General features: G+C 41.6%; 9 protein-coding genes and 1 pseudogene. 1 reads left to right on the plus strand and 9 read right to left on the minus strand.

Going from position 1 to position 13,113, the window contains the following annotated elements; translation table 11 throughout:
- Positions 1-2: 2 nt before the first annotated feature.
- From HH215_RS35775 to HH215_RS35805, 7 genes are all read right to left on the minus strand, one after another.
- Positions 3-710, minus strand: a complete 708-nt coding sequence (locus HH215_RS35775) for a hypothetical protein (RefSeq protein ID WP_169284789.1) — start codon at positions 708-710, stop codon at positions 3-5.
- Positions 711-721: 11 nt separating this feature from the next.
- Complete coding sequence (locus tag HH215_RS35780) at positions 722-1,843, minus strand: SAF domain-containing protein (protein WP_169284790.1); 1,122 nt, start codon at positions 1,841-1,843, stop codon at positions 722-724.
- 47 nt (positions 1,844-1,890) lie between these two features.
- Positions 1,891-2,502, minus strand: coding sequence for a hypothetical protein (locus HH215_RS35785; RefSeq protein WP_169284791.1), 612 nt, complete (start codon positions 2,500-2,502; stop codon positions 1,891-1,893).
- A gap of 2 nt (positions 2,503-2,504) precedes the next feature.
- Complete coding sequence (locus tag HH215_RS35790) at positions 2,505-2,675, minus strand: hypothetical protein (protein WP_169284792.1); 171 nt, start codon at positions 2,673-2,675, stop codon at positions 2,505-2,507.
- 83 nt (positions 2,676-2,758) lie between these two features.
- Positions 2,759-3,703 (minus strand): ParB/RepB/Spo0J family partition protein, encoded by a 945-nt coding sequence (locus HH215_RS35795; protein WP_240908720.1) that lies wholly within the window; start codon positions 3,701-3,703, stop codon positions 2,759-2,761.
- On the minus strand, positions 3,651-4,478 hold the full coding sequence (locus tag HH215_RS35800; protein ID WP_169284793.1) for a ParA family protein: 828 nt from the start codon (positions 4,476-4,478) through the stop codon (positions 3,651-3,653). Before HH215_RS35800 ends, HH215_RS35795 begins: the two co-directional genes overlap by 53 nt.
- A gap of 835 nt (positions 4,479-5,313) precedes the next feature.
- The gene (locus tag HH215_RS35805; RefSeq protein ID WP_169284794.1) at positions 5,314-8,574 is read right to left on the minus strand and encodes a hypothetical protein; all 3,261 of its coding nucleotides are present in this window, start codon (positions 8,572-8,574) and stop codon (positions 5,314-5,316) included.
- 394 nt (positions 8,575-8,968) lie between these two features.
- Here HH215_RS35805 and HH215_RS35980 point away from each other — a divergent pair, with 394 nt between their 5' ends.
- A complete protein-coding gene (locus tag HH215_RS35980) occupies positions 8,969-9,838 on the plus strand; it encodes a hypothetical protein (RefSeq protein WP_174887716.1) in 870 nt (289 codons plus the stop codon).
- Positions 9,839-10,469: 631 nt separating this feature from the next.
- On the opposite strand, the gene HH215_RS35815 is transcribed toward HH215_RS35980, so the two are convergent.
- Positions 10,470-10,991 carry a 2'-5' RNA ligase family protein gene (locus tag HH215_RS35815; RefSeq protein ID WP_169279569.1) on the minus strand — a complete coding sequence of 174 codons (522 nt, stop codon included), beginning with the start codon at positions 10,989-10,991 and terminating at the stop codon, positions 10,470-10,472.
- Between the two features lie 263 nt (positions 10,992-11,254).
- A pseudogene (locus tag HH215_RS35820) lies at positions 11,255-11,805 on the minus strand (nucleoside/nucleotide kinase family protein).
- Positions 11,806-13,113: the final 1,308 nt, after the last annotated feature.

Here is a 13,113-nt window from a genome sequence, read left to right on the forward strand (position 1 = left end):
TTCTACCACACCCGCACCCGTTTACGGGCGGTTGCCCAGGCTCGTCGCGCTGTCTTGCGGTCGCAATCGCCAAGCTGCTCCAGCATCGTCAGCAGCATCTCGCGAAACGCCCCGGTCAGCCCGCGAAGGTCGATGCGGCCGTGGTGTTGATTGTTCAAATCGACGGCTGCATCGCGTTCGTCCAAAGGGAAGCGAAACACCGTATCCTCCAACTGGATATGCCGCAACCGCTTTTCGGCTCGCCACGCTGCCAACTTTCCCGGTATGTCAGGGGAGAGCAACTCGAAAAAAGAGATAGGCTCTTCCGTGTTCTGTAAGCCGAGACGAAGCATCAGTTCCTCGTTTTTCTCCAGCGATAACCGCCTTCCATCCCAGCACCACACCCGCTTATCAAACTGGGACAGGTTGTGGTGGAAAACAAATTCCGTATGGTCAGTGTCCACCAGCATGATGTCGTATGCCGGTGTCGTCCCTGCCTGTGCCAAGCCTCGTTCAAGCTGTTCGGGAGTGAGATAGCCGTAGGCCACATCCATACCTTCATAATCCTGAACGGCGCTATTGGCATAGGCGTGCGGCAGATAACCCCGAATCGACTGCGTGACGGTGGAATCCACCAACAGCACTTTATTCCCCAATGCCACAAACAAGCGACCAAGCACCAACAAAGCATGCGTCTTGTCCGCTACGCCGATAAAAACAATTTTTTTCATATCCGCACTCCTCATTGATTGAAGATGTTTTCCCACTTATCTTCGCTTGCCGGAGGCGCTTCGGTTGCAGGAGGCATACTCGATGGCAGCGACGGCGAAACGGCAGGAGGGGGCGTCTGTTGATTTTTCGGAGATTGCGTAGCTGCTGCACCAGCAGCATCACTCACGCTAGGCTGGGGACCATTCGTCGAAACTGCTGATTCTCCAGACTGCGGTGTGCCTACTGGCTGTGTTCCGCTCATGGCATTGCCCTGCCGCGTCGTCATCCGTTCGTTTTGCAACTGCTGCTGCACGGTTACACTACCGCTGGTGACGCGAAGTTTGTCCGAGTCGCTGACCGCCTTCAAATTGCCATCCAGCGTTTGACGCAGCGCGCGGGCAAGTTCGATTTTTGCAGTTTCGAGCAGATTGGGATCGAACGCCATCAGGTTCAATACCTTCTGATTGGCCGGATAGTTGACCACAGCCGCTTCCTGTAAGCCCGGCTCGATGTACGGGAGGGCATACAACCGCGCTCCCTGCAAGTACGCATCAATAATTGCGCTGGACGTTTGGAGGATGTCCATCTCATTCAGTTCCAGCCACACAACCGTACCGGACAGCTCCTGTACCTTCTTTTTAGATAAGAGAACAAAGTCCTCGCCGGTTGGAAAGCCGATTCGAACGTCTATATATTGGTTAGGTTTGAGATTAGAGGGAAGCTGAATGACCTGAAACTCCTGTATGCGCAAATCCTTCGGAATGGGCTGCCCTTCGTACAATAAAGAGGAAAGTAGCGGCGTTCCTGATGCAAGCTCGATCTTGGCGTTTTTGCCGATGATGCTTTCCCGGTCGGTGATGACGCCCGGCGGAACCAAACTGACGGGCATCGGAACAGCCTTGAGGTCATCCGCTTTGAGCGAGACGCCTGCCGGTATTGTTTTTGCAGTCGTCCAGACATTTCGGCTGTTTTGCTGCTCCTCCTTTTTCAATTGCTGAATCTGCCGCTCATACTCCTCTTTCATCTGTTGCTGCTTTTGCTGCTGATCGGTGTGCTGCATCAGCATATACAAGGCCGCTGCTACCAGAAGCGCCACGCTGATCGCGATGGCTCCCATGATGAGCGTCTTGCGGTGTCGATACGTCCATGACATCGTTCACGATCTCCTTTCATTTATATAGAAGATACCTAGCGCTTCTCTTAACGCGCTTCGCCTCGCGGACGCGGCTTTGATGGGACTTGATCCGCTTGTCGTTGTGCCAGCTTCTCGGCCGCCCATGTGGGCGTATGCTCCGGCTTCAGGAACCCCATCAGGTCTTCCCGGTTATAGCGGTATTCATCGCCGGAATAGAGGGTTTCCGCATAGACCGCCCGCCCACGTGAGTTCCCGGAGGCACCGAAGCCTCCCGTTACCCAAATCAACTGATGGTCTGCCGTGCGAAATTCCGGTCGCAACCAATCCAAACGGGTCACAACAATTCTGCCGCCGAGATCATCGTCACTTTTGATGGGCAGGCATTGGTCGGGTTGAATGGGAGGCATCGGCTCCGTGATCGTAGCGCGCTCGGTCTGGAGTTTCTCGATTTCCCATTGCAATAGCTTAGTAAATTCCTGCATTGCGACCAGGTAATCCGCATATCCTTCTGCACCGTAATACTGATCGATGCCAAACAAATTATTCTGCGAGCAGTAGCAAACCAAATAGGGCTTTTCGGTATTCGTGATGTCGATGCCTAAAACAACCTCCACCCTGCCAATGGGTAGCGCTTGATAGACTTCGTAGTCACCGGCCATTCGTTTCTCTTGCTCCATCGTCAGCCCTCCCGGTTCTTTTTGTGGTCACGTTTCTTGTGCCAGCCTTCGGCTTCCTGAGCCTGCTTGCGCAGTTGTGCTTCTTCCTCCTCGGATGGCCTACTACGCGCAAAACCCGGCTTTTCTTTCATCAGACGTTCATACTGACGCCGTTTTCCTTTCGTAAAGTCCATTGATGATCTCCTCCCCGAAAATGGGCATAAAAAAAGCTCTCCGTCAGGGGAGAGGGCGCATGAACAGGACGGCAACGGGGGAATTACCGTTCGTGCTCCCTCTGCCGCCTTTTGTACCAGCTTTCCAGCAGTTGCACGATTAGGTCTTCCTTTTGTTTTTCCGAGAAATCTCGTGGGAAAAAGCGGTCGATTCGTTCTCGCTGAATACTCATTTTTTCTTTCTGATTCGGCTTTTCCTCCGTCAGTATGGTGTAAATGACATCTGTATTCAGCCTCCCTTCTTGACTCATCTTTTTCATACGCTGAGCCTGAGCAAGTGAAGGCGTGCAGTCCTCGGCCTGCATGGTCTCGAATAGGGCTTGCTGTTCTTTCTCGGCCAAGTAAGATAACTCAACGGCAGGATTAAAGGCAATCCGTTTGTCGTCTACCATTTCGAGAATGTGAGGAGTGAGTTCGGTTAGGCGAACGTATCTAAATATTTGGTTTTTGCTTTCACCCATCTGTTCTGCTAATATCTCGCTTGATTTCTTTGCAGCAGACTTGTTCCCAACTTGGGAACGAGTTAAATCTGTTCGTTGTCCTTGTCTGTTCATAGCTTCCAATTTCATTTTGTAGGCAAAAGCTTTTTCACTCGGAGAAATATACTCCCGTTGCAGGTTGCTATCCACCATGATGATAGTCGCCTGATCGTCATCCAACTCGCGAACGAGACATGGAATTGTCTCCATACCAGCCAATTCACTTGCCTTCTTTCGACGATGTCCGGATACCATCTCGTATCCACCGCCTACCTTTGGCCGAACTAAGCCGGGAACAAGGACACCATACTGCTTGACACTATCCGCCATTTCTAACATCGCTTCATCCGCCCTTACCTTAAAGGGATGACCGGGAAATTCACTAATTTCAGCCAATGGAATATCCATCACCTTTTCCCGTTGCGAATCGTTGCGGCTTTCCTCTGTCGAGAATAAATCATCGACTTTGGTCAGTTTTATGCTGGCGAGCCGATCTTCTTTCGCTGCCAATATCCTGCACCTCCTTCGTAAGTGCAGCGTAGGCTTTAGCAACCTGTCCGTTCGGATCGTGGGCATAAATGCTTTTGCCTTTGGCACTTGTTTCCGCCGCTCTGATGGACAGGGGGATTTCTGTATTGAATACACGCAGCTTATCCCCATAATCTCGGCGCAAAACTAAAGAAATGTCTTTGGCGAAATTGGTTCGGCTGTCTACCATCGTGAGCAGCACACCGTCCACAGCCAGCTTCGGATTAATTTGACGCCGAACGCGGGCAACCGTCTGCAAAAGCTGCGTCATGCCTTTGGCGGGCAGATAGTGTGCCTGTACCGGGATGATGACGCTATCCGCCGCTGCCAATGCGTTGATCGTCATCATGCCCAAGCTCGGCATACAGTCGATCAGGATAAAATCGTAATCTGCTTTTACGGAATCAATGTACGAACGCATAATCGTTTCCCTGCTCATCGTATTGACGAGTGCCACTTCGACTGCCGATAATTCGATGTTTCCCGGCATCAGGTCAATACCTTCATGATGATGCAGAATGCCTTCCTTCGGTTCATACGGCTCCTCCGTCATGCTTTTCACTAGCATTGTGGCGAGTGAAATGGACAGACTATCCGGTTCATGGAAGCCTAACGAATCCGTCAGGTTGCCCTGCGCATCCGCATCCAACAGCAGAACCTTGTTGCCCTCGGCAGCCAGCCCGATTCCCAAATTAACTGCAGTTGTCGTCTTGCCCACGCCGCCCTTCTGATTGGCGAGGGCGATTACTTTGGACATGTTAGAATCTCCTTTCACGCATAAAGCCGGTTGCTCTGGCATTCAGGGCAACCGGCTTATAAAGAATATCTATGTAAAAAGAGAACGCCAAAAAAATCGTTCTCTTGGATATTCCTATTTTAATTTGTCGTCGTTTCGCGGAGGTCTTAAACCGTCGTAAAGTGTTGAAATCCAAATCTGCTTCTCATCACTTTTCAATGGTCACAATGCCAATGTTTTTAAACAGGGGTTTGCATAACAAAAATAATCTCGTCCGGCGGACAGTGGTTAGCCGTCCTCATAGGCTGTCGCCTCTCCCAGGATCACTGCAAGCCGCCCCCATTGCGATAACTGTGGCTAGACGGATGTATCATTATCCCCTCCGCACGGATTATCGCCTAAATGATACCACCATTTATTTTTGCTTAGGTAATGATCGCTAGCACCCTATAAATAAGGATGGTCGTGGCGTACCTGCAAAATGGCTTTCCCTTTCAGGCATGCGGGGAACGTACCGGATGAGAAGTTATGTTATTGTCAAAGAACGGTCGAGGACGTGTCCCTCTACCATCCTTTTCATTTTTGAGGTCAAACCGGACCCTTCTTTCAAAAAAAAATCGAAAATAAAAAAAAACAGCACCAAACTCGAAATAGAGCTTGGTGCTGCGACAATTTATTAATGGGCAATTTAATTGAATTGAGGTTAGAACTAAATTTAGGTTAAGTCTACATTTTCAGCAGCTTTAGCTAAGGGTTAATGAGGGTTCACTTGCCATTGCAAGTGATTGATGATCATAGCCAAGAAAGTGAAAGACCACCTATCAAAGGTGGCCTTTCATATAACAACTCATATGACTTAATGGGTTCGCTTTAAATTTTCAATATAATCCATAATCCGAGCATGTTTAACGAATGGCGGAATAATCGGCTTATCATCAGGAGTAATAGCGTAAGTAAGCCAGTCATCTTCTTCTAATTCCCATGCATTTTTTATTTTAATATGTTTTTTCAGGATATGATAGTCAAATAACAATTCTGGCCTCTGGTTCTTGGGATTTATATAAGCAGGAAGTATAATGTATTTCCATGTTGACTCTACCTTTTTTAGGGCACTTTCGAAATTTCTAAGATTAAAATCATTGTCAACATCCATTGTATGAAACCTTGAAAGAACAGTAATCAATCCAGCTTTTTGCGAATCTAATGAGTTCTCAAGATTTGCGGTTAATATCGCCTTATAAAAGAAGGGATTTTTATTATCAATTCCTTTTATTATTCCAACTCGTATTTTATCATTTTCATCAGCCTTACCCACTAAGGTATGCCATTGTTTGAAAATCGAAATAGCTGCTTCTTTATTATTAAATGCTAAAGCTAATAAAGGAGGCCCATTATCATTAGTCCAACCAAAGAAAATTCCTTTCCACTGTGCCCTGTTCCATAATGGTATATTTATTATTTTTGTAATTTCAATGTCTTTTTGACTTACTGATTCAGTATCAAACTTCTCCTTATTATCCGACTTTCCACGGTTTATTTTTTTCTTATCTGTCTGGCCTACATCCAACTTATCTAACTGAAATCTAATTGTGCTATCTCGTATTAACGGATAATTATTCCCCTCAGGATTTAGCCATTTATTTAAAGAGAGCATATTCTTACCGAATAAATCAGCAATGATAAAAATACTGCTTGTAAAATTCAATGATCTTTCGAAAGCTTGATCCTCAATTATCAGTTTTTCAAGCTGCTCTGTATTTCTAAACATTATTATTTGAGCAATAAATGCCGCAAAGAAATTAAGAATAAACTGTTTAGTTTGTTGCTGCGCTTCAAAAAATTCTTCCTCACCAAAATCAGAGCAAGTAATAGTGAATATAGGTTCAATATCACTGGGTTCATTTTTGAAGTCAAGATGGTATTTTACCGACTCAACATATTTAACTTTAATCGTTGCTCGGGGAATCATCCCTACCAATCCATCTAAAATAGCCGTTGCAAGGAAGCTTTCGATTGCAGCTAATATACTTTCGGCTAATTCGATGCATGGAAATTTGGCATCTGATTCAATATTAATCAGACATCCCATTATTTTTGAAGAAAAATACTGGGTGCCATCGATAACAAATATCGGTATATCCGGTATTTGCTCTTTTGCTGGTTGGTTATACCATTGCTGCATAAATTCTTCTATAGACTTTTTATCATCGTTGTAAGATTTCTGAATCTCTTCATCTATATAGCCTAGTGCATATTTCAATCCAATGGCAGCCATATGAAGACCTTCATGATCTAATACATCTGGTAATGATGCAAGTGAGTGGAGATCCTCAAAAGATGTTCTTAAAAGAAGCATTCCCAATATTGCATCGTATAAGTTGATATCATCGATTTCGTTTAGTCTCGTTGCATCGTAACCACTTGATATTAGGAGACCTTTTACCAGTCGATCTAACTTATACCATTCTAGCGAATGAGGAATTCTCCCATGCCGAAGTTCAATCATCTTTAGTTCGGTAGAACAACCAACTAATAAGGGACTGACATTTCCAAACTTCATGTAATCAATAAAGGCGATAAAGAAAGCATTAAGGTAATAACCACGTCCCGCCCACAATAAGCCAGCTTTTTCACAAGCGTGAGCCATTAAAGTCATTGCCAACAAGTACTCATTTTTACTCTCATCTTTATATAATTTTTGGAGGGCACGACCAATATAACGTATAGCGCTATATGGTTTTGATTCAATTAGTTGCTCTCCTCGTTTTAAGAGTAATTTTGCAGAAACTAATTCTTGTTTTCTGCTGCTTGAAGCTGAAATTATTGTATCAAATAAGGAATCATATTGGGGACTATCCTTTAAATTTGGGCTAACATTCATAATCAATTCAGAAAGTGTATCAAGGCTAAAATCAAGAACCCCATCACAATCATTAATGATCTGCGTTAGTTCATCAACTAACTCATCGACATTATCCCCAAGCATTAATTTTACAAAGACAAAGTTAGCCCTAGCTTCCAAAGCAGCATTAGGGCGTGTCTTATTGTCAATAAATCTTCTGTATTCTTCTATCAACGTTTTAGTGTGTACTTCAAACTTGCTTACTTCAAACTTGCCTCCAGTTATAGTATATAGATTCATCCATAGATTTGTTAATCGTTCAAGGTCAAAGAAATTATTACCATCAAGAATAATAGTTTCATATATACAATACTTTTCATAGAACAGATCGAACTTTTCATACCACCAATACAAAGTCCATGCCCATTGATAAGCACATTCTTTTTGCTGAATGATCGTTCCGTATTTATCTGAAAGCGCAATAGCTCTCTCAAAACGTCCCTTTGTAATATCAAACGACAGTTCTAGTTCCCTACTTAATATTGCTGCTTGTGTTGCATTCTCTACAAGAGCAATACTGTTTATTCCTTCAACGATGTATTGACTTATCTCTTTTTCTATTTTCTCCAACTCTGACTGACGTTTATAATCTAATGGGCCTACTTTCCGTTCATCAGCAAATGAATCTGAAAGCCCAAAAGACTCAACCGCTATTTGTTCACGATGGTTTGAAAACAGTTTATCCAATATCCATGATCTATCAAGCACTCTAGTTTCAATATTATATTGATTGGATAATTCGTCTTCTATAGCTGCTCGTTTCTTATCAGGAATATATTGATTGCTTATAAAAAAGATTTTTTTGTATTCTCTGGATGTGGAAACGATATTCTTAACATCTGATTTGATTTTGGATCTCCAGTCCCTTTTTGCACTTATCGCAAAAGCCCATCTTTCGGAAGATGCTTCTCTTCCTATACCACTAAACCATGATAAAGATAAATCATCGGATACCGGATATGTTTCCGAATCCACCTTACTATCTCCTCCTCCGGTTGGTCCAGTCTGAGGTAGAAGGTTTGGACATATTTCATGTTCTGCCATGCGTCTGCAGAATACCTCAAAATTCTTTTCTTGTCCTCTGCTTGTTAAGCTATCAAGATAAAAGTCAAATATTTCTCTATTTAAATTTGCTTTACGGATAATTGTAGAGTCGGAGTATTTTTCAGGTCTTTTAGCTTTTAAAAGCTCATATGGGGATATGGATTTTTTCATTACATCGCTCACCTCCAAACATTTTCTTTTCTCTTGCACATTATTTCTTTATTTTGGACTTCATTGAAATTTAATCTCTGGAAACTTTTCATCATAAGGGAAGTCGGGATCAAAAACTTCATCTGCTCTTGCTTTAATAACTTTTTTATTTCAGTAGAGAAGTAACCTAAATACACCATTCCATAAATTTTAACACGGCGAATCACAATTGGAAATATCAAACAAAAAGGAGGCGCAGAACCAAACCTGATCTGCTACCTCCTTATGCTCAATTTATACCATTTCTCCTACCTGCGGCAGGTGTCTTACTATGATTTCGCGAATACTTCGGATATGGAATTTTGTGAAGTACTTAACTAAAGCGTATTTGAAATATGAAGATAGCGAGGTAAATATGAAAAAATTCAAAGAATCTTACCCAGACCATATGTCGTATGATAACGAGACATACATAATGAATGAAGTACCTAATAAGCTGTTAACAAGCATGCCCAGTATCTTGATAAAGGGAGCTCGTTTGAAAATTGACTCTTACTCAGGACCGGGAAGACTTGTTAATGATTCAGTAATGGAAGTAATAGTGAATAAAATTGCAGAATATTCTTACGTTGAAAGAACAAAAAACTGGGGCTGGGATTATCTAATACGCGATCTTGAGAGAAATATTGATTCGCTCGGAGAAGTACCATTTGCAAGATTTATGGATGCAGTTAGTGATATCACGTTTAATTTTCTTGAAGCCTTTATAGTTGATGATCTTAACGAGATATTCGAATTTGTTAATTTCGGATATAGATTAAGTGACAATTTGGAAGAACCTTGGATATGTATCAATCACAATACTACAAAAACTATTGAAATTGAAAGTGTAGCAGAATTAACAAGAAAGCTGTGTAAGCAAACAGCTGATCATATAGAACAAGCAAAAGAACAATTAAAAAGATCTGAAAATCCAAGGGCAAGAAAAGATGCTATTAGAGACTGTTTATCAGCAATGGAAGCACTTATGAAGCGGATAACAGATACAAAAGATGTAAGTGGAGCCAATAATCATATGGTAAACAACCGTGAAGTATGGGGACCCAAAGTGATAGTGACAGAAGGTCATAAGCTATGGAAGTTATTTCATGAAGACTACACAGATATTAGACATGGTGATTTCGATATAAGTTCTATTACACTGGATGAATCAAGGTACTTTATTGATAGGATTTTATCTTATGTTATATACATTTCAAAAATTGCTTTGAAAGAACTAAACTAAGTTTTTCGAAGTAGTAGAGTCGGGCAGAAAATCTTGCAGGGCAAGATGGCGAAGCCATCAGGCAATTAAATTGTCTCAGTCTTTCGGATTCGTGAAGATACAACGTTATCAGGTATACTCGCGGGCACAAAAATACTTTGAATTTGAAATTTATTGAACTAACGTTCCGCTAACGAGTAACGTTAGTTCAATAACAACAGCGGCAGTCTAAGATTTTATTTTTCAAGTCTTGGTCTACCGCTGTTTGATTTTTCCAGTCTCAAACTTACAATTTGAAGACTAACGATTTTCAATCTCATCACCCTCAGTTTATAGCTTTATTTTCATATGACATTAATATACCGCTTCAATTCCACACCTTTGAAAGACTCATTGATACAAGATATATTGTAATTATCAGCTTCGTATATCTCGAAAAAAACAGGTGCGTATATCTCGTTTTTCGCTTATCTTTTCAGCGCCTGGTTCGTATATCTTAGCTGAGAAAATTCAAGTTATGCGAAGTCAAAGCGACAAAAGCGAAGTGGGAAAAGTGGAGAACGCCTTGCGGGGAAAGGGATTCGGGCATTTCTGAAGGGGCAAAAAAAGGTTCGTATAATATAATGTTATCGGATGTTCCCCTCTTCTCGAATTACTTACACAGTTCTATTGTCATTTCAATTTCTGATTTTTCATTCTCATCTATTATTTCAACTGTTACTTCAGTTATTCTCTCAGAAAAAGATTCCACTAGGCTTTTACAATTTTTATATGCTTCATCTAATTCGTTTAAGTCTTTCGTTCTTCCGAGAGTTAAATGAGGCTTGTAATTTGTTGTCTTCAAGAAATCAGGGTAATAATCACTTAAAATTTCTGTATAAAGTTGTTTATGTAGTTCTACCAGACTCTCCGTTCCTTTCGTGATATTTAAGAACAAATAATTTCCTTTTTCTATCGTTATTCCTTGAAGCGTCAATTTGAATTGCTTTATATGTCTTATCGATTTCCTAATATGTCCCTCTAGTTCACATGTTGCAATTGAACTTTTGAAAGGAAATACTAGGGTAATATGTGGGTCAACATAACCATATAGGGGATCGTAGATTTTTCGAATCTTCTCGATCATTTCTTGATTAGTAAAATGAGTGAAGATCATAATGCATCTATGAATCATTAGATTACCCCTTCTATAAAATATGTTATTAAATGCTTTTGGGGAATTTCGGATAAAGTTCGTGTATTCACGACGTCCAACTCCCTTAAGCCATAAGGACGGCTGCGACGCGGTTAGGGAGTTGGATGTGACCGGCAGATCCTACTTCCCCGCTGCTGAACATGCCTCCTCTAATCAACTTCTAACTCCTGTCCGGACCGAGGCCGAATGGCCCGAAGCGTGAATATTGTGTTATGCGAAGCTCTTAACTCCCTTGCAATGACTTACAAATTCTTCATTATTAGTTGTCCTTTTATTCTTTCAACAATTTCTAATGTTGTAAGTGTTCCATCTATAACAAAATCTGAATCAGGTTTCACTGATCTTACCATCTCTAAATATGCTGTTCTTGCCTTTATTAAATATTGTTCTAAGTCATTCTGAATGTCATTTGGATTGTCTTTAAAATCTCTGATTAATCTTCTTGCCATTGCAATATCAAGCGGTGTATCAACGTATATCGTGAAATCTAAATATTCCCGCATGCTTATATTGAGATAAGAAAAAGGATAATCAAGCAATACATATTTCAAGTCTTTATTCTCTAAAAGGGATATGACATCTCGAGTGAAAGGACTAAGATTCCATTCATTATAATTTGCTCCGCGATCTACCCAATCACATATATCATTTGGACTTTCCTCAAAATCATAATCATCAAAGTAAAGTGCTGTTGCACTTACTAATTTCTCTTTCAACAAATTAGTTATGGTTGTTTTTCCTCCCCAGAAACGGAGGAAATTGAAATTATCGTAGGTTTCTTAGCAGAACTCATAATATACATCCTCCAAAAAGAGTTAAACAATATGTTGTGGCACTTCAAGAGTTTCGCATAACGTTCTTGTATTCACGACGTCCTACCACCTTAAAGGAGCGAAGCGACTGGCCGCGATGCGGTTAGGTGGTAGGATGTGTCCGGCTGCTTCCGCTTCCTTGCTACTGAAAATTGAATCCTCTTCTGACTCCTGCCGGACCGAGGGCCGAATGGCCCGATGCGTGAATATGGTGTTATCCGATGCCTCCGACTTCTTCGCTTTACTCACAAATCATTCTTAAATCTATTAAATCAAGCCCTTAAATCAAGCTCTTAAATCAAGCTCTTATCTGGAATTGTATCCCATTCTCATTCTGTTGGCATTCGGTTATTTCTTTATCTGAATTAAATAAAAGAGCGCCGCAGCACCGTATGGTGCCCCCAAATCCACGCATGTGAAGCGAGTAATTTAATATTTCTTTTTTGATGTTAGAACCGAATGTAAAAGTAATACTGCTCCAACTATCAAGGTGACAAACACTACAGTCATGATAAAGAGCACTTCCTCTTGATCATGAACTCTATTAATTATTCCGAAAAACCAAAAAAGTTCTATGATCAAAATTACAATCCAAATATAAACGAAACTAGAATGATTATTTTTCAAACTTAATCACACCTTTCAAAATTGGGGTTCGAACTCGGAGGTTTCGGATAACGTTTTGTATTCACGACGTCCAACTCCCTTAAGCCCGAAGGGCGGCCGCGATGCGGTTAGGGAGTTGGATGTGTCCGGCTGATTCTGCTTCCCTGCCTACTGAAATTTCTTCTAGCGAATCTTCTCCAACTTCGGTCCGGACCGAGGGGTGAATGCCCCGATGTGTGAATATGGTGTTAGACGAAGTTCCTGGCTTCTTGATATACACTCACTAGTGTTCTTTGTCCCTTTCCTTGCTATTGAGAATACTTAGTTCTTTAATGATTAAATCCAATCGATTTATTATTCTTTCATCATTCTTTACCTGTATCTTTAGCGTGTAATGAATGGTCCCTAATCCTACGATCATTAGAAATAAAAACAAAATGTAAAGGAACATCAAGATCTCACCTTCTCTATTAAGGTTTAATCCACAATATTTATTATCAAGCGCTCCGTCGCTGGAATTCGCGACTTCTTCTAGGATATTGTTAATATTCAAACCATAATCTTTACCCCTACGTTTTACAAATTCTGTATATAGAAAAAAAACTCCTTCTCAAACGGAGAAAGAGTCGAAAAATAATGTGTTTGATTGAATTCTGTAATGCTCTCAGGAATTTCGTCTAACG

This window comes from Cohnella herbarum (assembly GCF_012849095.1).
GTDB classification, from domain to species: Bacteria; Bacillota; Bacilli; order Paenibacillales; family Paenibacillaceae; genus Cohnella; species Cohnella herbarum.